This window comes from Psychrosphaera haliotis (assembly GCF_009728465.1).
Lineage (GTDB): Bacteria > Pseudomonadota > Gammaproteobacteria > Enterobacterales > Alteromonadaceae > Psychrosphaera > Psychrosphaera haliotis.
Map to the genome: position 1 here is coordinate 703,252 of NZ_WOCD01000003.1, position 22,377 is coordinate 725,628.

General features: G+C 39.0%; 15 protein-coding genes and 1 pseudogene. 8 read left to right on the plus strand and 8 right to left on the minus strand.

Annotated elements, in window-relative coordinates:
• Positions 1–183 precede the first annotated feature (183 nt).
• Complete coding sequence (xseA, locus tag GNP35_RS08050) at positions 184–1,536, plus strand: exodeoxyribonuclease VII large subunit (protein WP_330997746.1); 1,353 nt, start codon at positions 184–186, stop codon at positions 1,534–1,536.
• Positions 1,537–1,590: 54 nt separating this feature from the next.
• Positions 1,591–2,790 carry a serine hydrolase domain-containing protein gene (locus GNP35_RS08055; RefSeq protein ID WP_155695620.1) on the plus strand — a complete coding sequence of 400 codons (1,200 nt, stop codon included), beginning with the start codon at positions 1,591–1,593 and terminating at the stop codon, positions 2,788–2,790.
• Positions 2,791–2,899: 109 nt separating this feature from the next.
• Here the strand turns inward: GNP35_RS08055 and GNP35_RS08060 are convergent.
• A pseudogene (locus tag GNP35_RS08060) lies at positions 2,900–4,400 on the minus strand (Hsp70 family protein).
• A 279-nt stretch (positions 4,401–4,679) separates the two neighbouring features.
• Here GNP35_RS08060 and GNP35_RS08065 point away from each other — a divergent pair.
• Both GNP35_RS08065 and GNP35_RS08070 read left to right on the plus strand, forming a co-directional pair.
• Positions 4,680–7,175 carry a M1 family metallopeptidase gene (locus tag GNP35_RS08065; protein ID WP_155695621.1) on the plus strand — a complete coding sequence of 832 codons (2,496 nt, stop codon included), beginning with the start codon at positions 4,680–4,682 and terminating at the stop codon, positions 7,173–7,175.
• 93 nt (positions 7,176–7,268) lie between these two features.
• Positions 7,269–7,736 (plus strand): DUF6702 family protein, encoded by a 468-nt coding sequence (locus GNP35_RS08070; RefSeq protein ID WP_155695622.1) that lies wholly within the window; start codon positions 7,269–7,271, stop codon positions 7,734–7,736.
• A gap of 66 nt (positions 7,737–7,802) precedes the next feature.
• Here GNP35_RS08070 and GNP35_RS08075 read toward each other — a convergent pair whose 3' ends face one another.
• Entirely contained in the window at positions 7,803–8,180 is a 378-nt protein-coding gene (locus GNP35_RS08075) for a MerC domain-containing protein (RefSeq protein WP_155695623.1), read from the minus strand.
• A gap of 137 nt (positions 8,181–8,317) precedes the next feature.
• Between GNP35_RS08075 and GNP35_RS08080 the strand changes: the two genes are divergently transcribed.
• Positions 8,318–8,980, plus strand: a complete 663-nt coding sequence (locus GNP35_RS08080; protein ID WP_155695624.1) for a heme oxygenase-like domain-containing protein — start codon at positions 8,318–8,320, stop codon at positions 8,978–8,980.
• On the opposite strand, the gene GNP35_RS08085 is transcribed toward GNP35_RS08080, so the two are convergent.
• The 5 genes from GNP35_RS08085 to GNP35_RS08105 form a co-directional block, all read right to left on the minus strand.
• Positions 8,977–9,903, minus strand: coding sequence for a mechanosensitive ion channel family protein (locus GNP35_RS08085; RefSeq protein ID WP_155695625.1), 927 nt, complete (start codon positions 9,901–9,903; stop codon positions 8,977–8,979). The genes GNP35_RS08080 and GNP35_RS08085 overlap by 4 nt on opposite strands.
• Positions 9,904–10,120: 217 nt before the next feature.
• Positions 10,121–13,207: an efflux RND transporter permease subunit gene (locus GNP35_RS08090; RefSeq protein ID WP_155695626.1), complete on the minus strand. Its 3,087-nt coding sequence runs from the start codon at positions 13,205–13,207 to the stop codon at positions 10,121–10,123.
• Positions 13,208–13,209: 2 nt separating this feature from the next.
• On the minus strand, positions 13,210–14,469 hold the full coding sequence (locus GNP35_RS08095) for an efflux RND transporter periplasmic adaptor subunit (RefSeq protein WP_155695627.1): 1,260 nt from the start codon (positions 14,467–14,469) through the stop codon (positions 13,210–13,212).
• Between the two features lie 21 nt (positions 14,470–14,490).
• Complete coding sequence (locus GNP35_RS16045; protein ID WP_155695628.1) at positions 14,491–15,426, minus strand: TolC family protein; 936 nt, start codon at positions 15,424–15,426, stop codon at positions 14,491–14,493.
• A complete protein-coding gene (locus GNP35_RS08105; RefSeq protein ID WP_155695629.1) occupies positions 15,384–15,920 on the minus strand; it encodes a TolC family protein in 537 nt (178 codons plus the stop codon). Before GNP35_RS08105 ends, GNP35_RS16045 begins: the two co-directional genes overlap by 43 nt.
• Before the next feature lie 260 nt (positions 15,921–16,180).
• Here GNP35_RS08105 and GNP35_RS08110 point away from each other — a divergent pair, with 260 nt between their 5' ends.
• The 3 genes from GNP35_RS08110 (at position 16,181) to GNP35_RS08120 (ending at position 21,285) form a co-directional block, all read left to right on the plus strand.
• Entirely contained in the window at positions 16,181–17,452 is a 1,272-nt protein-coding gene (locus GNP35_RS08110) for an ABC transporter substrate-binding protein (RefSeq protein ID WP_155695630.1), read from the plus strand.
• Positions 17,453–17,463: 11 nt separating this feature from the next.
• Positions 17,464–20,127 carry an ATP-binding protein gene (locus GNP35_RS08115; RefSeq protein WP_155695631.1) on the plus strand — a complete coding sequence of 888 codons (2,664 nt, stop codon included), beginning with the start codon at positions 17,464–17,466 and terminating at the stop codon, positions 20,125–20,127.
• Positions 20,128–20,241: 114 nt separating this feature from the next.
• Complete coding sequence (locus GNP35_RS08120) at positions 20,242–21,285, plus strand: CNNM domain-containing protein (protein WP_155695632.1); 1,044 nt, start codon at positions 20,242–20,244, stop codon at positions 21,283–21,285.
• Between the two features lie 28 nt (positions 21,286–21,313).
• Here the strand turns inward: GNP35_RS08120 and GNP35_RS08125 are convergent, their stop codons facing one another.
• Positions 21,314–22,375, minus strand: a complete 1,062-nt coding sequence (locus GNP35_RS08125; protein ID WP_155695633.1) for an endonuclease/exonuclease/phosphatase family protein — start codon at positions 22,373–22,375, stop codon at positions 21,314–21,316.
• Between the last annotated feature and the right edge of the window lie 2 nt (positions 22,376–22,377).

The following is a 22,377-nucleotide window of genomic DNA, read 5'->3' on the forward strand; positions in this document are numbered from 1 at the left end:
CTGTTCATTTTTGGCTAATTCATATTTAAGGTACTATTTTTTAAGCAGAATGTAACCACGTTTAGCGTGAAAACGACACATAACACTCTTCATTCAATTGAAATAAGCCTTAACATTAAAAACGTTGACTAGAGTTTTCTTGACGTTAGACTTTGCCCGCTATTTATAAACTTTAGGATTAATGTGACTGTTACCACCGCGTCTAACCAACAAAAAATCTACCAGGTATCCGAGCTTAATCAGAAAGCTCGCATGTTGCTTGAGGCTGAATTTTTAAACGTTTGGATCAGTGGTGAAATTTCAAATTTAGTAAAAGCAACCAGTGGCCATTGGTATTTCTCGTTAAAAGACAACAAAGCTCAAATTAAAGGTGCGATGTTTCGAGGCAATAATAGAAATGTAAGAGCCAATGTGGAAAACGGCACCCAAGTATTAGTTCGTGGTCGATTAAGCCTTTATGAACCTCGAGGTGACTATCAACTTATCGTTGAGCTAATGGAGCCCGCAGGTGAAGGTCTGCTTAAACAAGAGTTTGAAGCGTTAAAGAACAACTTATTGAAAATGGGCCTGTTTGATCAAGACTCAAAACAAGTGATCCCTAAAGAGCCCAAACGCGTTGGTTTAGTAACAAGTCCTACTGGTGCCGCCGTGCACGATATATTAACGGTTTTACAACGTCGTTCACCACAAACAGAAGTCATTATTTACCCTACGATGGTCCAAGGCAAACAAGCTGCTGATAATATAATGTGGGCCATTAATACTGCAAATGTTCGTCAGGAAGTTGATGTGCTGATTGTTGGCCGAGGCGGTGGTTCTTTAGAAGATCTTTGGAGCTTTAATGACGAAGGTTTAGCTCATACCATTTATAACTCTGCTATTCCGGTGATTAGTGCCGTTGGCCATGAAGTAGATGTATCCATATCAGATTTTGTTGCCGACCTAAGAGCACCTACGCCATCGGCTGCCGCAGAAATAGTTTCTACTGACAATAGTGAGCTAGTTACCAAAGTACGAAACCTCCATAGCAGACTAATTAGAGCCTATGCACATCAGCACCAGGCAAATAAAAATCAGCAAAGCCAACTAAAGCGGTCTTTATCTTTGTTGCACCCAAGTTATCAATTGCAACTTGCCCAACAAAAAAATGACGAGCTGCAAATGGCTTTGCAACGAGCAATACTGTCGAAGCTAGAGTCAGCAAAACAGCGAGATAATATTAATAGAGAACGATTAAGTAGTTTATCTCCTAAGCATGCATTGAGCTCAGCAAAACAGCGCCTTGAGTATGCCAACTCTGCATTGCCAAAATTGATGCAGGCCAGATTAATTAAAAAGCAGAATCAATTTAATTCAGCCACTGAAAAGCTCAACATCGTTAGCCCTCTAGCTACGTTAACGAGAGGCTATAGCATTACCACAAACAAAGATGGCAAGGTTATTTCAGACCAAACACAAATAAAAGACGGTGAATTGGTTAAAATTCGACTCGCAAATGGCGAATTAACCGCTAATATAACTAGGCAAACTGATTAATAATTTAATTTAGACAGGCTTTAAATTAAAAACGCAAAGGAATGGCAAAGCAGTATGAAAAAATCTATGAAATGGACACTTTCAATTTTATCGGGTTTAGTCTTGATATTAGGCATATTTTGGATGTCTTTAGACAAAAGCGTTCGATATTTAATTTTAAACCCACCACCTGACATTAATGTCTTATTCTGGACCCAAGCTCAACGTGACGCTGGTTTTCAATCTCTTGATGTGTTGCCTGTTATTAGTAAAAACACAATAAACTCAGATCCTAAAAACATAGTCCAATTACCCGTTGGCCAGCCACTTGCCCTTCCTAGCGAAATTATAGAAGGTTATATTGCCGATAGCAGAGTTGCAGGCCTCGTTGTTCTACACGAAGGAAAAGTCAGGCTGGAGCGTTATTCACTTGGCCTAACTCAGCAGAAAAAGTGGACTAGCTTTTCCGTTGCTAAATCTTTTACATCTACTCTAATCGGCGCAGCCTTAAAAGATGGTCATATCAATAGCCTTCAGGACAAGGTCAGCGACTACGTAACGTCAATGAAAGGCAGTGAGTATGATAATGTCACTATTGAACAACTTATTACCATGACCTCTGGGATTAAATGGAACGAAGATTACAACGATCCAAACTCTGATGTCTCTAAGTTCAACTTTCACGAGCCGGAGCCAGGCGTAAACTCTATTGCCAGTTATATGCGTCAGTTGCCAAGAGCTTATGAAGCTGGAACTCATTGGGCATACAGTACTGGAGAAACGAATTTAATCGGTTTGCTTTTACAAAAAGCGATAGATATGCCCCTTGCTGATTATCTGTCTGATAAAATTTGGTCAAAAATTGGTGTTGAACATAATGCATCGTGGATTCTAGGGCCTTCTGGAAATGAAATTGGCGGTTGTTGTATTCAGGCTACTACTAGAGACTTTTTAAGGTTTGGACAATTTATTCTTAAAGGTGCGAAGGTAAATAATGAATCCATCGTTCCTAACAACTGGATTGTTAACGCGACTCAAAAGAAAGTATCAACAAATGAAGACCATGGTTATGGCTATCAATGGTGGACAAGCAATGACGGTAGCTATCAAGCAAAAGGCATTTACGGTCAAGGGATCTTTATAGATCCAAGTAGAGACTTAGTTATTGCCGTTAATGGCAATTGGCCAGTCGCTCTTAACCAAGAGTTTGCCTCAAAAAAAGCAGAGTTTTTTAAGCAAGTTCAACTTTCTATTGATAAAGAAAAAGGGCGCTAAGTAGCGCCCTTCCCTATCGTTTAAACTTCCTTTAGTAAGAGCAGAGTAATCTTGTTACTTCACTCTTACTTAAAGGCTAGTTAATTTTGAATTAACTGTTAATTAATCGCTACTTCATTCTTGATGCTTGAATACTCAGGCCTTCAGAAATGGATTTAAATGCATCTGCAGTTACCGTTGGTAGATCAGGTAACATGGCTTTAATTTCCTGTTGTACAACAGGTGACAAACTCATACCGCCAGTCACAAACAATATCTCAGGTTGAACTTCTGTTTTGTCCAAACACTCTTTAATCAATGCCTTAACACGCGTCATCCACGCCAACATAGAGCGTTTTAAATCGGCTTCTGTTAACTCGACCTGGAAGTCAGATTGAATATACTTTAATGGCAATACAATGTGACTTTTCTCAGACAACATTTCTTTTGCCAACCTAGAGGAGTTAACTAATCGCGCTGATAACTTTTCTTCTTGAACAATTAACAGTTTGTCTAACTTCTTAGGCTCTTTAGCAACAGAGATAGTTTGAGAAATTTCTAATCCCATCTCATCTGAAAAGAACTTATTCAATCGTGGTATATCATCCACTGCAACCATATCGTTGAAGTACAGTGGTGGAATAGGAATACCGTTTGTTGTTTCAGTGCCCAAGCCCATTTCTGTCGCAATAGATTTAAGGATCAAGTTTTTGTCGCATTCCATGCCACCCAAACGCGTGCCAGTAACAGACAGTACATCTTGTTGACGGTCATAGTCTTGTTGCTTTTGGGTACCTAAACGGATCACACAAATATCCGTTGTACCACCACCTATATCTACAACTAAAGCTACTTTTTCGCTATCCAATTGTTGTTCAATTCGATATGCCGCCGCGATTGGCTCTTCAAGGAAATCAATTTTTTCAAAACCAGCCTGTTCCGCTGCTGCGGTCATTATTGTAATGGCCTGTTGATTACCTTGCTCACCACGAGTTCCGTGATACTTCACAGGACGCCCCACAACTACACCACCTACCTTCTGGCCTAATTGCTTTTCTGCAGCTTCTTTGAAGAATGCGAGTTGTTTAGCTATTAGCCCAACAAAAGCATCTTTTTGACCAGACAGCAGATTCGCACCCAAAAAGTTTTTAGGTGAATAAATTAAACGTCCTTTTTCTGGTGTTTTTAAATACTGTTTAAAACCAGCTTCGCCGAACAGGAAGGTTCCTGTCTCAACCATTTTTTGGAGCGGCAAATCGTCTACTGATTGATTCTTTAGTAATTCGTTAATCGCACGGCGCTGCAACTTCGGCGTGTTATGGAACTCACCACGAAGTTGGTCAATTTGTGTTAAATGACGGCGTTGCTCTGCTGGCGTAGTCGCCTCTTCGTATTTGTCTTTTGCCTTATCTAATTGCATAGAAATAGAGGCTTTAATACGCTGAACCTTTTCTTCAATCACTTCCACTGGAGGCAGCGGTAAGTCATCTTCGTAATAAATGAATACAGAAGATCTTATTTTAAATGGCGTTTTAGAATCTTTATCTAGTTCAATGTAATGATGTTGATTACCGTCGAAACCAAACTACTTCTGAGTTTGAAGTACCATAATCGATGCCAATGGTTACCATGGAAAATATGTCCCCTTAAAAAAATGAGTAGGCGATTCTATCCAAGTCGCAAAAAAAAACCACCCGTTTTTTCATAAAACTAATTATTTGCGACGCTCTACAAAATACAACCTCTAAACGCCTATATGCGTCTTTTCGATGAGTGACACAGTTATAGGGTTAAAACTGTGTTTTTTAATATTGTTTTTTGTTAGTCTTAACGGCTAATCTTGGCGATTAGAACGTGAGATTCTACGTCAAATTTAACCAGCAAAATGAATAGGATAACGTGGTAATATTATGAATAATCGTAATTTTAGACGTTTGTTGACCTTAGCATTCGCTATCACTGTCAGTGCGACAGCGTCTGCAAGTGCCGTTAAGCAAACAAAAGGGGACTTCGAAGACAAGTTCCGTCAAATGGAAGAGATCCTTCCAACACCAAATGTATATCGTGCTGCAACAGGTGAACCAGGTGAAAAATACTGGCAACAAAAAGTCGATTACAAAATTAAAGTAAAACTAAACGAAGAAAAACGTCGTTTAGATGCTACTCAAAACATTACCTACAAAAACAACTCTCCACATACTTTAAAGTACTTGTGGATGCAGTTAGAACAAAATAAATACCATGATGATTCAATCGCAGAAGCTGGTACTGCATTTGCTGGTATTGGTCGTCGTGGTCCAGCGACTTCAGCTGGTGGTAACGGCAAGCCAGCAAAACTAAGTCTTGGTGAATTACGTCGTCAACAATTCTTAGCTGACAATGAGCTAGGCTATGACGTTCTTGCTGTTAGAAATAGCAAAGATCGCCCTCTTAAAATTACTGTAGTTGGTACTAACCTTCGCATTGATTTAGACCGTCCTCTTAAACCTGGTAAAACAGTTGAGTTCGAAATGGACTTTGGTTTTAACATTGTTGAAGAAGATGCAGTGTCTGCTCGTGCTGGTTATGAGCATTTCCCTGACGACGCTCGTGAAGGTGGTAATGACATCTTCTTACTAGCACAGTGGTTCCCGCGTTTACACGCGTTCACTGACTACGAAGGTTGGCACAACAAAGAGTTTATTGGCCGCGGCGAATTCACTCTTGAATTTGGTGACTACGAAGTAGAAATTACGGTTCCTGCTGACCACATCGTTTCTTCAACGGGTGAATTAGATAACCCAAGAGACGTATTAACGAGCACTCAGCGTAAACGTCTAGAAGAAGCTAAAAATGCTAAACGTCCTGTTTTTGTTGTAACAGCTGAAGAAGCGTTAGAAAACGAAAAAGAAGGCACAACTAAGTCTAAAACATGGCGTTTTGAAGCAGAAAACGTAAGAGATTTCGCTTGGGCTTCTTCTCGTAAATTCATGTGGGACGCTAAAGGATACGACCAAGGCGGTAAAGATCAACCATTCGTAATGGCGATGTCTTTCTACCCTAAAGAAGGTGGTGATCTTTGGAAGAAGTATTCTACTGAAGCTATTGTTCATACAATGGAAGTTTACTCAAGATTCTCTTTTGACTACCCATACCCAACAGCTCAGTCAGTAAATGGCCCAGTTGGCGGTATGGAATACCCTATGATTACCTTCAATGGTCCTCGTACTAAACTACAAGACGACGGTTCTCGTACTTATACTCAAGCAGAAAAACGTTTCTTAATTGGTGTTGTTATCCACGAAATTGGCCACATTTATTTCCCAATGATTGTTAACTCAGATGAGCGCCAATGGACTTGGATGGACGAAGGTCTTAACAGCTTTCTAGACGCTGTAGCATGTCGTGAGTGGGATCCAACAATTCCTTGGGGTGTTGAGCCTCGTTATATCACTAGCTACATGAAGAGTAACGTTCAAGTTCCTATCATGACTCAATCTGATAGCGTACTTCGTTTAGGTCCAAATGCTTACTCAAAACCGGCTGCTGCTTTAAACATTCTTCGTGAAGTTGTTTTAGGTCGTGAGTTATTTGACTATGCATTTAAAGAGTACTCTCAACGTTGGAAATATAAGCGCCCTACTCCATCTGATTTCTTCCGCACTATGGAAGAAGCATCAGGCGTTGATTTAGATTGGTTCTGGACTGGTTGGTTCTACACTACAGACCATGTAGATATCTCTGTTGATGGTGTTTACAAACTACGTATGGATACTAAAAATCCAGACATCGATATGGCTCGTATGCGTGATATCGAAAATGACAAGCCTCAAGCATTGTTCCTGAAAAAGAATGAAGAAGCTGGCATGAAAACGTGGCTTGAATCTAACCCAGATGTTTCTGATTTCTACGACGAAAACGATCGTTTTACAGTAACGAATAAAGAACGCAACAAATACAACAGCTTCCTTAAAGGTCTTAAGCCATGGGAAAAACGTGTATTTGAACGTGCAGTTGCAGAAGACAAAAACTACTACGTTATTGAGTTTAATAACCTAGGTGGTTTGGTTATGCCAATTCTTCTTCAACTAGAATATGCTGACGGTACTAAAGAAGATCGTTATATTCCTGCTGAAATTTGGAGACGTTCTCCTAAGCATGTTAAAAAACTAGTTGTTACTGACAAAGAAAAAGAAATTGTTAGTGTTGTAGTTGACCCTACTTGGGATACTGCGGATGTAAACAACGAGAACAACATGTACCCACGTCGAATCATCCCTTCACGTGTTGAAGCTTATAAATATAAGCGCAGCGCAACGGGTGCAAGCCGTGACATCATGCAAGATATTAAAACAAAATTAAAAACTGACGAAGATAAAGACAAAAAGAAAACAGAGTCTGAATCTGAATCTGAAACAGAAGCTTAATTTAAAAACATTATAAAGCCCGCTTTACGCGTTGTGATATAAGGTTACAATAAATGCCCGAACTGTTCGGGCATTTTTTTTGGAGAGTTAACGTTGTTTAGAATTATCACTATGGTAGTAGTGCTGTTGTTTTCAGCCTTGCCGGTAAATGCACATAAAATGAAATCAGCATTTACTATCGTATTATTCAATGAAAGAACAAATCATATTGAAGTCATGCACCGCTTTATGCTGCACGATGCTGAAGAAGCTGCTTGGCAGTTATTTGATGCTAAGGCAGACATCATTGCAGATGACATGACACAGGCTAAGTTTGCAGCCTACGTTGAGGAAAAGTTTGAGTTGCGTAATAGCCAAAACGAAGCACTGCCGCTCAGCTTAGTAGGATACCAGAATGATGCTGGTTACTTTTGGGTTTACCAAGAGATTAAAATGCCGAAGCGCTTAAAAGGACTTGCTGTTCGTCAGGACTCTCTAAGGGAGATTTGGGATGAACAGTTTAATATCGTAAATATTGAAGGAAGAGGACCAGCAACGAGTTTACACTTTGAGGGTTTCTGAAACTTGGAAAGGGATTAAGTTACCTGAATTGGTAAATTAAAAGTTATAAGATAGAGCTAGCTTAAGCTAGCTCATCACTGCTTCTACATGGCTTTTTAAAGACTTGCGATTAATTAAGTGAGCACTTATTACTAATGTGCTTCCAACTACCGTTAGGATAGTTTCTACAAGGTGGCCACTTAAAACACCAACGGTAAGTGTAAACACGCCAAGTGCTGCCAAATATGCAGGTACCGGATTACGATGCGACATATAAGCTTTTGGTAAGCTAACACCCAATATTAAAACAATTGGAGTAATTAATACCGCATGCAGCCATTCATCGTGAATAGATTCTAAAAATTCATGTAAGCCAAAATTTGCCCCAAACGACAGTAAAAGGATCGGCAAAGAACAGTGCAAAACACACAGAACTGACAACCACGCTCCTAAAATATCTCTCATTTAACAAACCTCTCAAAAATAACTGAGTGATATAATATAACATCCCTATTTTTTCGGCCAGTTTTTATTTGATCATTTCTTCAGTTTTGTAAATTTAGACTACAATTAGATGAGTCTTTCCTGCTAGGTTTTTTATCATGGCAACAAGTAATTTGATGATGCAAAGTGGGTCATTTAACCCAACATTACAGCCATTTTTAGATGACAATATAAATGTCTTAAAAATCAAAACTCGAGTGTTACAAGAGCAGTTAGATCAAGCGGTAGTGCTAACACAAATACTCTCAAGCAAACTTAGCTTGTCTCAATATTTTAACATCATGTGTAAGTTTTACGCTTCGTATGTCCAAGTCGAAAAGCGGGTTTTAAATTTTGAATCTAAGATAGATTTAATGCACGCTGCCCCCTATAAAACTCGGTTACCTTCGTTAGAATTTGAATTATCGGATATCGCCAATAAACTACAACTTAGGTTACCCATTCCTCAGCCTAAATATTTAGTTATGGGTGAAGGTTCAATTTTAGAAAAGTATTGGGGGATTCGATACGCACTCGACTGCTTCTCTCAAACTGCAGTGATGGTACTACCCAAAATTGAGCACACTTTAGGGTACGAATATAACCTCTCAATGGCATTTTGGAGAAAGTTAATCGAAGTTGATGCTGACTGGTTAAGAACATCAACCACAATTAACTCTTTACCAATAGAGCATATTGAAAGGTCGGAGCTAGTACACTGCGCTCAAGAAACATTTATATTAATTTCTGAGAATATGGCCGGAAGACCATCCGGCATTTAATTCGTATTAGCTGAGCCACTTTTCGACTCATTCTTAGTCAGCATAGTATTTAACTTTTCGCCGCCTTTAATACCAAAATCCAGCGTCCTTATTGGGAATGGAATTAGGATATCGTTATCGCTTAGCGTTTTATTAATAACAACAACTAGTTCATGTCTTGCCTGCATAAAGCCAACATGACCAGGGTAATCTATCCAGGCCCACACTAGTAAATTTATAGAGCTATCACCAAAGCTCTCAGCATAGACAGCGGTTTCATCTTTATTTTTCACGAAGTCTTTTTTATTAATAGCTTCAACTAAAACATCTGCTGCTTTTTCTATGTCATCGGCATAAGAAATACCGACGGGCACTTCTACTCTTCGTTCCCCGGTGGAGTTGAAATTTGTTAATGTGTTTCTGAACAGCACCTTGTTTGGTACTATGTCTAGCTGACCATAAAAGTTCTCAACTAACGTATTGCGCAGATTAATCACTTTTACGGTACCAAATACATCATCCGCTTTAATTACATCGCCAATTTGAAACGGTTTTCTTATGCCCATCGCTATACCAGCTATCAAATTTTCAGTCATGTCTTGAAATGCAAAACCGATGGCTAGACCAACAATACCCGCACCCGCCAATAATGACTTAACGGTGCCAGACAATCCGATAAAATCCAACGCGACAAAAATACCAACTGTCATCACTATGATTTTAAATATTGATGCTAGTAAGTCCGCAATCTGTCTAGACTCAAGCGCTTTGTGCAATACTGACCTCAATGTTTTGCTTAAAACGCGAGATAGCAATGAGAAAAATAAAACTATAAATAGCGAAACGACAAAGTTAGGTAGATGTTTAATTGAAATCTCTAACCAAGTTGTAAGTTTTTCTTCTATTAATCCGTAATATGGTGCTAAATCTTTTAATGTCATCATACTTTCCTAATATAAAACGTTACTTTAGTATCGCAAATATTATGCCAGCCAAAAAAAGTAATGACGCCGAACAAAATAAAGAAGCTAACACCCTGAATTTAAAGACATTACCAACGAGCGGATAAAAAAAGACCAACTTGAAAAGTTGGCCCTTTGAATAACACTTAAGTAATTACTACTTTAACTATGTAAGATCTTCATAGCCTTTTACCTATTTTTACGACTTGAACCAATCCTGTACTTTAGCTACTAAAAGGTAATTAACCGGTACTAAAAGCAAAGTGATGAACGTTGCGAATAAAATACCAAACCCTAACGAGACGGCCATCGGGATTAAGAACTGCGCCTGCGTCGACTTTTCAAACAATAACGGCATCAAGCCTATAAATGTTGTTAAACTCGTTAACATAACCGGTCTAAATCGAGAAGCACCCGCCGTTAATACCGCGTCCATTAGGGCAAACCCTTCAGCTCTGCGCTTATTAATATAGTCAACCAGAACGAGCGAGTCATTTACTACAACCCCTATGAGAGCCAGCATCCCCAGCAAACTCATAATGGTTAATTCCATGCCCATTACCCAATGGCCCATAACTGCACCGATCATACCGAAAGGAATAATACTCATAACAATTAAAGGCTGTAAGTAAGACTTAAATGGTATCGCTAACAAAGCATAAATAATAAAGAATACAAACACTAATGCCCAGCCCAACGAACTAAATGATTCACGCTGCTCCTTTGCTTCACCTTCTAATGAGTGCGAAATGCCTGGGTACTGGGAAACCAGCTCATCAAGATAAACTTTTAGATCAGCCTGAAGTACCGTCATATTGGTATTACTTTTATCAATATCGCCCGTCACATTCACTGTTCTAAAGCGGTCAATTCGATAAATAGCCGACGGGCTTTGTCCTGCATTTACCGTCGCAATGTGAGCAAACGGTACAGTGCCGCCAGATGGAGTCGATATCAGAATATCCTGCAGCTGTGCCACAGAATTACGTTCTGATAACGGCAATCTCACCATAACTCTCACATCATCTCGACCTCTTTGAACACGCTGAACTTGCGCACCAAAAAAAGCATTCCTAATTTGATTTGATACTTCCATTCTCGTCAGTCCAAGCGCAACGCCCTGCTGAGTCAGCTCAATTTGCAATTCCTGCTTACCATCTGATAAAGAATCGGCAATATCAAAAACCGTAGGATAGGTTGCTAAACGTTGCTTCACTAAATCAGCCACTTCTTTCAACGTATTCAGCGAAGTACCTGATAACTGCACATCAATAGGACTTGACGTACGACCAATTTCAGATCTGAATGTAACGCTTTCTGCACCTGGAATTGGGCCAATCAGATTTCGCCACTCTCTGGCTAAATCATTTGCGCTTATAATTGACGTTCTTTGCTCAGGTGGAATTATTTCAAATCGCACACCACCTTGGTTAGAAACGCCACCGCGACCACCAGTAGTGGCAAGTATATTTATAATGACACTTTTTCCAGTATCTTCATCAACATATTTTTCTTGTAAAATTCGCGCTTTATCTGACATTTTAATAACAAACTTATTAGTCACTTCAAATGGCGTGCCCGCTGGCATTGAAATGTTCACTCTCACCGTTTCGCTTGGAATGCGAGGAAAGAAAATAAACTTAGTCCAGCCACTCATAATCAGCGCTAAAATCACTAAAAATACCGATAAGAACATACTAACAGTGGCGAACTTATTTCGAACCGCTACTTTTAATAACGGTTGGTAATAGCGCAAGATCAGGTGTTCAAAACCATCAGCAAAGCGATGCTGGAAAGCTTCGAGCTTGCTAATTTCGCCTTTTTCATGACGAAGTTTTAGGTTTTTTAAATGCGAGGGTAAAACAAATTTAGACTCAACTAATGACATCAACAAAATTGGAATAACAATAACAGGGATCTGCGCAAATAACGCACCTCTGGCTCCTTCAATAAAGGCCAAAGGTAAAAAGGCAGCGACAGTGGTTAAAATACCAAACGTCACAGGAGTCGCGACTTCTTGAGTACCTCTTATAACGGCATCTTCTCCAGAATCCGCTTTTCGTAAGTGAGTATAAATATTCTCACCGGTAACGATGGCATCATCAACAACAATACCTAACACCAAAATGAATCCAAATAGGCTCATAACATTTAATGTAACGCCAAACCAAGGCATAACAATAAAGGCACCCATAAACGAAACTGGAATACCGATAAACACCCAAAAAGCGATAGCGGGACGTAAGAATAGTGTTAGTAATAATAGAACTAAGAAACCTCCTTGCAACGCACTGGTCGTTAACGTGGATATACGATTTTTAACAATTTGTGAATCGTCATCCCAATAACTCAGTTCGTAACCGTAAGGTAAAGCAAGTTGCTTACTAACAATATACGCTTTTACTTTGTCAGCAACTTCAATAGCACTCTGTTGGCCAATTCTGTAAACATCTAAAAACGCGGCTTGGTTACCATTAAAACGAGTTCTAATTGGCGTTTCTTCAAAGTCATCCAAAACATCTGCAATGTCTGAAAGACGAATAATAGTGCCATCAGCATTAGTTTTGACCGGAATTCGAGCAAACTCATCCTGGCGGTAAGCCTGACCTTTTGAGCGCAGCAGAATATCGCCACCGGTGGTTTTTAACGTACCGGCAGACACATCAACACTTGATTTTGAAATAGCGCTTGAAACTTGAGCTAGTGATAGATTGTACTGACGAAGCTTATCGGTGGAAATCTCCACTGCAATTTCGTAATCTCTTACGCCACTCAAATCAATTTGAGTTACACCTTGAATTTTTAGTAAATCATCACGAATTTGTTCTGCATACTCATGCAGTTCTTTCTCACCATAAATGCTTGATAACGCAACCGCTATAACTTCTCTTTTTCTCTGCGCTAACGCAATAACAGGCTTTTCAGCATCACTCGGAAAGGTATTAATTGCATCAACCCGACTCTTTATGTCGGCTAACATTTCTCGAGCATCATAACCACTTTCAACTTCCACCGTCACGGACGCTGAGCCTTCAGTAGAACGACTGGTAATTTGCTCTATACCTTCTAAATCTTGCACCGCTTCTTCGATACGGATGGCAATACCTTGCTCTGTATCTTCAGGTGTTGCACCTCTTAATGTGACACTAATGCTTATGCGATCAGTTTCAAAGGATGGAAAGACTTCAAATGGTATTTGCGAACTTAAATTAAATAAGCCAACAAATAAAATTGAGAACATTAATAAATTGGCAGCAACGCCATTTCTAGCAAACCATGCAATCATTATTATTCACCTTCACTTCTTGGCTTTTTTCTACCTTGTTTATCTCGAGGCTTAATCTCGCCCGCAGGCGCTGCTTGTGCATCGCCATTTTCATTGACAATTGCCACTCTTGTTCCAGAGCTAACCTGTCCTAATGACGTGATAACTAATAAGTCCCCAGGCTTTAATCCGCTCTCTATGATTGCCTCTTCATCATTTTGCCAACGCACGGTAATTTCTGTTCGGCGCAACATATTGTCAACAACTACATAAACATAACTGCCTTGATAAATAGCTTTATTAGGAATAACTATCGTATTTGGAATTGTATTACCTTGAATATCAGCCGTTACATACTGGCCAATTTTAATAGGTACGGAGTGCTGATTCGCACTATGAGCAGCCTTAGCAAATGGCTCATCAATTTGGCCCACGATATAAAGTTGTTGAGAACTTTCATCTATCGCACCTTCTGTTCTCACCGCTTTGCCTAACCACTTTTGGTCGCCCACTAAATCAGACTTAAACAGTATTTCTTTGGCGTTAATTACACTGCTATTATCGTCGGCAAACTCTTCTGGCAGGGTCATTAGTGCTAAGTCTTTATTCTTAATTGGCAATCTAATTTCTACATAATCAGTCGCATATATATCCGCGACTTTAGTATTACCAGAAATAACCTGACCAAAATCCACCAGCTTAGTCAAAATACGACCATCATATGGCGCTGTAATTTTAGTTCGTTCTAATGAAAGCTGAGCTTTTTGAAGTTGCGCCTCCGCTGACAGTACATTTGCTTTAGCAGCCGCTAATTGTGGCTTTCTAAGCACCAAGTCACTTGGCTTTTTATTATTTCCTAGACGTTTCCAGTCAGTTTCGGCTTGGTCAACTCGTGCTTGCTCTTCTAATAATGCTTGTTGTGCTGATAACAAACCAGCCTTTGCAATATTAACCTCAGCCACGTAGTCACGGTCATCAACCACCACCAAAACGTCGCCTTGTTTTATAAAACCACCCTCTCTAAATTGATCACTAACAAAGGTAATTTGGCCTCCAACTTGTGACACTAAGCCACTTTGTGTTCTAGGCTGAACCGTGCCATAACTTTCAAGAATAATTGGGTAGTCTTGTGGCTGCAGCTTTTCAACTTGAACTGACATCTGTGAGGCTTTTGATGGTCCACGGCGTTGTGCTTCTGGCGGGTTAGACATAATAAATGTATATAAAATTGCTGTGCCCGCTAGCACCGAAACAGGTAATATTAGTTTTTTGAAGTTAATCATTGTTGCCGTCGTCCGTAGTCTTTAATGAATTTGAGTTAGAAAAGAATGCCCAAGTAACCGCTGAAGTTGAACTCTGTTTGTGGCCCTTTGTTTCTTAATTTGGATTAGAGAAGTTTGTGCATCAAATGAACGGCCTTGTGCATCAAGAACCGTGGTGTAGGTCACAAGACCACTTTGATATTGTTCAAATGCTAATTGCTCTGCCGCCATTGCGTTTTCCATGGCTTCATAGGTGGTGGCAAAACGCTCTACTAAACTCACTTGTAATGACAATGCATTTTCAATGTCTTCAAATGAGTCATACACGTCTTCAATGTAGCTTTTTTCAGCTTGTTGAAGTCTAAGCTCCGCGGCTTTCTCATTAGCTTTAAGGCGTCCTGCGTCAAACAAAGGCGCTGTAATTTTACCGACTAAACCCCAAGCAAATGCCGATGTGCTAAACACATCAGATAACTTGCTTGCACTATCAGAAATGGTTCCTGTTAATACAAAGTCTGGGAACCGTTCTTTGTGCGCAAATGCTAATGCTGCATCGGTTGCCATTAACTGATACCAACTAGCCTGCAAAGAAGGCTTATTTTTAATTAACTCAGATGGGATACCTAGCTCAACATCAGTAGTAAATACCGGAATATCAGCGTTGATAAGTAAAGAAGCAGAAGGGTATTCACCAATCAGTCTTTCCAATACTCGAATTGCCATTGCTTTATTACTCACTTGAAGCGCCAAACGTGAACGCTCACTGTTGAGCTCATTTCTAGCAAGATAAACATCCAGCGCACTATTCAGACCTTGCTGATAGCCAGAGTCTATAATGGATAAGCTTTGCCCAGAGTTTTGTACTCTTTGCTTATAGAGCTCTAATAATTGGTTCGCTTCAATAACGTCTAACCAAGACAAAATCACATTAGAGATTAGTGCTTGAGTTGCTTCAGTATAAGAAGCTTGCTCAGCCATATATTGAAGGTTCTCTTGCTTATTGTATCAGATAGTTTTTGCCAAACATCCAATTCGTATCTCAATGACAAACCCGCCGTATAGGATGTCGATGGAGAATCAGCAGAGCTAGATTCACCTCTTTGACCAGAAAACTCTGCATTTAGCGACGGCCAAACGTTAGTACCTGTTGCGATTAATGACTGCTCTTTGATCTTAACGTCAAAAGCTTGTTGTTGAAGCGACAAATTATTTAATAACGCTTTTTCAACTAACTCTTTTAATTGCGGATTATTAAGCTCTTCAAAAACACTTTTTGAACGCAACACATCTGGGTTAGAAACAAGCTGCTGACTCCACTGCTCTGGAGACTTACCTGTTATGCGTTGCTCTTTTAAGTCATTAGACATTTGATAATTTGAAGAGCAAGCCATCAATGAAAAGCATAGTGCCGTAATTGCACTAAGCTGAACCTGACGAACCGTTCCTTTGGATTTAGTTTGGCTACCTTTCAACTTCTTACCTTTGTAATAAATTAAGTTAATACTAAATATTAACGCTTATATACGAGATATCGTTAATTAGAATCAATCTAATTTACGTTAATTGACATTCTTTTCGATTAACCCCCAATTAAACTCGCTGAACGGCATCAATAGTTCTGGCTTTATTACTAATAAAGTAACTTAAAGCATGACTAAAAATTGCACCTAAAAAACTATGAGCTAAGCTTAAAAATATCTTTATAAATTCAGCAAAATCATGGATTAACTATATGTCCCACGTCAATAAGCCAAAAAGAAGCACATTGAAGTTATTAACAAAAGCCGCGGCTTCTAGCGTGTTGATCACTAAAGCGCCCTATGTTTTCTCGAGAACAACAACGACTGTAAGAGTGCTTGGTACTCACGTCACGCTGCAAGAAGTATTACGGAAACAGGCAATGGAAGACTTAGGCATTAATTTGGTATTTGAGCCAAAAGGCAGTGCCTCTGTCTTACAAAAAGCATCAATGTCTCCAACCTCCTTTGATCTCTTCGAGCAATGGTCAAATAGTATACGTGTACTTTGGGCATCTGGTTCTATACAGCCTATTGATAAAAGAAGAATTCTTCATTTTGATGAGATAAATGATTTGTGTAAAACCGGTAAACTTCATCCATCGTCAAACATAGGCGCTGGCGATGCACCTTTTAAAATACTTCATGTCCAAAAAAACGGTGAGCTGGGAACAAATCACACAAACGACATAAGCTTTTTACCATACGTTCATAACGTAGATTCATTTGGTTACAACACCGACCATATTGAACTTGGCAGGCCCTATGAAACGGAAAGCTGGGGCTGGCTACTGGACAACAAAAACAAAGGTAAAGTGGGTATCGTTAATGCTCCCTCTATCGGTGTTTTTGACTTAGCCTTAGCAGCACAGGGCCAGGGCTTGATGAGCTTTAATGATATCGGTGCAATTACAAATGCCGAATTGGATCAGCTTTTTGATATTTTATTCGAATTAAAACGACAAAATCATTTTAACGGTTTTTGGACTTCTGTGCCTGAATCTGTAAATTTTATGAAGTCAGGTCGAGTCAATATTCAAAGCATGTTCTCCCCTGCCGTTTCTCAACTAAATGGCCAAGGTATCCCTGTTAGATATGCAGCTCCAAAAGAAGGTTATAGAGGTTGGCATGGGGTAATGTGTTTGTCTTCAGCAACAACTGGACGCGTTAAAGATGCAGCTTACGACTACATGAACTGGTGGCTGTCAGGTTGGCCTGGCGCTTTTATTGCTCGACAAGGCTACTATATTAGTAATCCACAACGATCAGCAAAATACCTAAATCAAAATGAATGGGATTATTGGTATCAAGGTAAAGCAGCAACAACAAACTTACTGGGTACTGATGGAAATATAGCCGTAAAAAAAGGCCAACAACGGTCTGGCGGAAGCTACGAAAAAAGGTTTAGCAACGTTGCGGTTTGGAACTCTGTTATGGATTCCTACGATTACAGCTTACAAAAGTGGTATGAATTTATTAATTCTTAGGCGAGTCATTAATGTTTAAATCTTTAAAAGCACAGTTATTACTCGTTTTATTCTCTTTAGTTTCACTACTCGTTATTGAAATTGTTATTTCAAAATCGACTTTTACGGTATTTGAAAATCAACAACAGTTGGCGCAAAGCACCATTAAAAAAGTACAGATTGTAGCAAGGCTAGAAAAGGAGCTTATTGATTTACAACGAAACGTATTGATATACAAAGAAACGGGCAGCAAGTCTGTATTAGACAGAACCTACTCATTAGTCACTTCTATCGACCAGAATATCAATCAATTTGCCGATATCGGTTTTTCTGACCAAAACCAAGCAAACGTCGATAATTTCATTATCGCGCTCAAAGAGCACCTAAATGAATACAAAACAAATTTCCAAGAGGTGGAAAAATCTTATGCAAAGCGCTCTGCCCTTTTTGAGAACGGGATCAATAATGAGCTTGATGCGCTAAGTGCGTTACTTTTAACTTATGATAAAAAGAGTTATAGCCTAGAGCTTCAAACTGACTTATTACAAATAAAATTATCAGCTATAAAATATATAAACTCACCAAACTTTAATCTGATTAAGCTCTTCAAAAGCCACATCAGCCAACTTGAAACAGACGTTAAAAATAGCCAACTAACGTCAACACAAAAAGCGCAGTTCATTAACAGCTTGAGTGCTATAAAAAAGAGCTTCAATCAGTTGACTCAAATAACTCGAGGTTATACTTACCTGGTTAACGTCGTTATGTCAGGTGCTGCCAATGAGTTTCTGTATATCACAAAAGAGTTGAGTAACTTAGTCAGCGAAGAAGTAGCAAGTAATAAAAATAGCGTAGAGCAAGAAACCGCGGCATTCTCAAACTTTATTAACTTCTTTTTGATTTTAACCATACTAATATCATTAGCTAGTGCAGCGTTTTTTATAAGAAATGTAGTTAACCCAATACAAAGTATTACCACGGTATTTAGAAAACTTGCATTTGGTGAAGCGGTCTTGTCGATTCCAGAGCTTGATAAAAAAGACGAAATTGGCGAATTAGCAAAGGCGGCTAAAGTATTCAGTGAGAAAAATCGACAAACTATTCGGCTTTTAGAGCAGTCAGAGGTCCAAAACAAACAACAAATAGAAATGAACAAAGCCCTGCTACTGGAAAAGCAAAAAGCAGAACAGGCGACAAACGCAAAAAGTATGTTCTTGGCTAACATGAGCCATGAGATTAGAACACCAATGAACGGAATTATTGGCTTTGTAGACCTTCTAAAACTAACGCCGTTGAATAACACACAAGAAACTTATATCGAACGAATTAGCTATTCCAGCGACATTATGATGAGCGTTATCAACGATATTTTAGACTTTTCAAAAATAGAGGCTGGCAAAATATCCATTGAAGAGATTGAGTTTTCCCCTTCAAACGTAATCGATTCACTCATTCAATCATTATCACCTAAGGCCGCAGAAAAGGGTCTAGCCATCCGTTCATTTATCGATTTGTCCATGCCCTCTCGACTAAAAGGAGATCCTACAAGAATTGGTCAAATCATATTAAACATCTGTAATAACGCGATTAAATTTACAGAAAAAGGCAGTGTCGATATTTACGTTGAGTATTTAAAAGATGAGTCAAAACCACTACAAATCAGAGTTATTGATACTGGTGTAGGCATGCCACCGGAGGCCTGTTTACATATTTTTGAGTCATTTACTCAAGCTGATGGCTCAACTAGTAGAAGGTTTGGCGGAACGGGATTAGGACTTTCTATTGTTAAAAACCTTGTAGAGCTTATGAACGGAGAAGTACATTGCGAGTCAGTTCAAAATAAAGGCAGTACATTTAATGTTACCTTGCCATTAGAAAGTACAAGCAATACCTCTGAAGTCGTTTTTAATGGCCTAGCACTGGATTATATTTCGAATACCGAGTCTTTGTTATTACCAATTAAATATTGGCAACAAGCTGGTATAACTTTAGATTTATCACATTCATACGACAGTCAAACAAAAGCAGTTGGGGATATTAGTAACGTTGGCACCAAGCCCGTAATTTTCGAAATAACCTCATCGACCAATTTAGAGGAGATTAAAAAGCAGCTTAAGCCACTCATTACTGAGCTTGCGCCTTTTGGTTTTATCGGCAACTGTGATTGTGTTGATTTGGTCAATTCGATGGCAAAAGAGTTTAGTGCACCAAAGCTGATCCACCCTATTACTCCTGTATCATTTAAACAATTCATCTTGTCATTAACTGCTAAAAAAACGTTCAAGGAGCAAACAGCGCCAATCAAAAGTGATTCAAAAGACTTATATCAAGGCCACGTGTTGCTAGTTGAGGATAACAAAGTCAATCAAATGGTTGCTGGCAATATGCTCACACATCATGGATTTACCTTTGATCTTGCTGAGAATGGCTTAGAGTCATTAACCTTGGCAGATAAGAATCACTACGATTTTGTACTCATGGACATGCAAATGCCTATTATGGATGGCTATCAAGCCGTCAAAGAACTACGAGCAAAAGGCTACAATAACTTATTTATTTGCGGTTTATCAGCAAACGCCATGAAAGAGGACTTTGATCGTGCTTATGAGGCCGGTGTAGATTTTTATTTAACTAAGCCTCTCACTGTCGACAAGTTTTCTGATTTTTTGACTGAACACTATACAAATAATAGTTAAGTTTAATGCGTTTTTACTTTTATCCTGTAATATCCGGTCAAAATCAACTTACTAACTTAGCATTATTTCTGCTTTAAGTTGGTCATCATCACTTTATATTAAGGCTTTAAAATAATGGATATTCTCTTATGGATTGGTATTGTCTTTTGTATCTCTCAATCGGCCATTTTCTCAGGGTTAAACCTCGCGTTTTTTTCCTTAAGTCGACTTCAATTAGAGGTTGAGTCTTCAAAAGGTAACAAATCCGCTCAAAAAATATTGAAGCTAAGAGGCGACTCTAACTTCCTTTTGACAACCATTTTGTGGGGCAATGTTGGGATCAATGTATTACTAACCTTGTTGTCGGACTCCGCACTCGCTGGTATCAGTTCATTTTTATTTTCTACTATTGCCATTACTATTATTGGTGAGATTATTCCGCAAGCATACTTCTCTAGAAACGCACTAAAAATGGGAAGTATGCTGTCACCAGTTATCCGCTTTTACCAAATACTATTTTATCCCGTTGCAAAGCCTACGGCCATTATCCTTGACGTTTGGTTGGGTAAAGAGGGAATTACCTACCTCGCTGAGAGCGAGCTTAGCAGTATCATTCGCAAGCACGTTGAAGCTGAAGACACAGAAATAAACCATGTTGAAGGGATTGGAGCGTTAAATTTTTTCAAACTCGACAAAATTGTGGTCGCCGATGAAGGTGAATTAATAGACCCAGATTCCATTTTAGCTCTTAAAACTAAAATGGATTTACCAATTATACCAGACATAAAACCGAGTGCTGATGATCCGTTTTTAAAAAGCTTGCATAAATCAGGACACCGTTGGGTTGTTCTTACCAACTTGGATAATCAACCTCTACTTGTAATCGACGCTGATGGTTTATTACGAGCAGCCCTATTTGAACATGAGCAGTTTGACCCTTATTTATATTGTCACCGACCAGTGATAATTACCGATGAAAAAACTAGTCTCAGTGAAGCCGTCATTAAAATGAAAATGAGCGAATCAGTAGATAAGTCTTTTGATGGAGTTATTGAACGTGACGTTTTGCTCATTTGGTCTGACACTAAACGAATCATTACTGGTGCTGACATTTATGGCCGATTGTTAAAAGGTATGCAACCACCAGAATTGCAAACTACCAGTACTTCTGGGAGTTAGTGACCTTTTTATAGCCATCAACACTCTGTTATTCGTTTTTGGCTTTTTCTTTATCGATAACTTCACTTGCGAATTCTCGATCTTCTTTTGTTGAGTCTAAGCCGTCCTGATTAGATTTAGACTCCGGTGATAACTGCAATTCAGTAAATAGAGAAAAGTGATCTGAACCAATGTTAGGTAATCGTTTTATGTTGCTTACGGTGAAATGTTCACTGTGAAACATATGATCTAACGGCCATCTCATAAACCAATAACTAGCATGAAAAGTATTAAACATCCCCCTTCCAACTCTTGGGTCTAACAAACCACTAATTTTTCTAAATAGCCGCGTTGTTTTAGACCAAGCTACATCGTTTAAATCACCGGTTACGATTGTTGGGGAGTTGTCATTGGCTATTTCTCGCGCCACTATAACTAGCTCTGCATCTCGCTCTGTAGATTCTTCATTTTCAGTGGGGCTTGGCGGAGCTGGGTGTAAAAAATAAGCTTTAACTATTCGGCCACTTTTTAACTTTATGTTAGCTTTTACTGATGGCACGCCCTCTTGCACTAAATAGTTAAGTTTGCCCTCTAAGATCTCCAATTTTGAATACACATGCATTCCATAAAGGTTATCTAGTGGGCACTTAACGGTGAAAGGCAGTTCATCCTCTAAACAATCTAATTGATCCTGCCACCATTGGTCGGACTCTAACGTAACTAATATATCCGGTTGATACTCTCTGACTAAATCAATGAGTTTTTGTGACTCTTTGTTCGTTGTCAGAACATTAGCTGTAATCACTTTTATCGTATCAGCCGCCTCTCTATTATTGGATGAGTGCACTTCCTTTTTCCAAAACGGGCTAAAAGGCAAAACCCACCATAATTGCCATACGATACACCCAAACAAAACAACTAATCTTACTATTGATTCAGATTTATTCGGTTCTAACAGCAATAAATGACTAATTAAAACACAGCTAAAAATAAGAGTAAGTTGTAACCTGGGAAAGTCCATACTTCTTACGGTCCAATGAGACCAATTAAAAATAGGTAAAACACTCAACAGAAGAACCACGATTGTTAAAATAGTAAAAGTTAATTCCATTG

Excerpts from the sequence above, each read along its gene's own strand:
- GNP35_RS08055 (WP_155695620.1), top strand. The coding sequence starts at position 1,591 with ATGAAAAAATCTATGAAATGGACACTTTCAATTTTATCGGGTTTAGTC.
- GNP35_RS08065 (WP_155695621.1), top strand. The coding sequence starts at position 4,680 with ATGAATAATCGTAATTTTAGACGTTTGTTGACCTTAGCATTCGCTATC.
- GNP35_RS08075 (WP_155695623.1), bottom strand. The coding sequence starts at position 8,180 with ATGAGAGATATTTTAGGAGCGTGGTTGTCAGTTCTGTGTGTTTTGCAC.
- GNP35_RS08080 (WP_155695624.1), top strand. The coding sequence starts at position 8,318 with ATGGCAACAAGTAATTTGATGATGCAAAGTGGGTCATTTAACCCAACA.
- GNP35_RS08085 (WP_155695625.1), bottom strand. The coding sequence starts at position 9,903 with ATGATGACATTAAAAGATTTAGCACCATATTACGGATTAATAGAAGAA.
- GNP35_RS08090 (WP_155695626.1), bottom strand. The coding sequence starts at position 13,207 with ATGATTGCATGGTTTGCTAGAAATGGCGTTGCTGCCAATTTATTAATG.
- GNP35_RS08095 (WP_155695627.1), bottom strand. The coding sequence starts at position 14,469 with ATGATTAACTTCAAAAAACTAATATTACCTGTTTCGGTGCTAGCGGGC.
- GNP35_RS16045 (WP_155695628.1), bottom strand. The coding sequence starts at position 15,426 with ATGGCTGAGCAAGCTTCTTATACTGAAGCAACTCAAGCACTAATCTCT.
- GNP35_RS08110 (WP_155695630.1), top strand. The coding sequence starts at position 16,181 with ATGTCCCACGTCAATAAGCCAAAAAGAAGCACATTGAAGTTATTAACA.
- GNP35_RS08115 (WP_155695631.1), top strand. The coding sequence starts at position 17,464 with ATGTTTAAATCTTTAAAAGCACAGTTATTACTCGTTTTATTCTCTTTA.
- GNP35_RS08120 (WP_155695632.1), top strand. The coding sequence starts at position 20,242 with ATGGATATTCTCTTATGGATTGGTATTGTCTTTTGTATCTCTCAATCG.
- GNP35_RS08125 (WP_155695633.1), bottom strand. The coding sequence starts at position 22,375 with ATGGAATTAACTTTTACTATTTTAACAATCGTGGTTCTTCTGTTGAGT.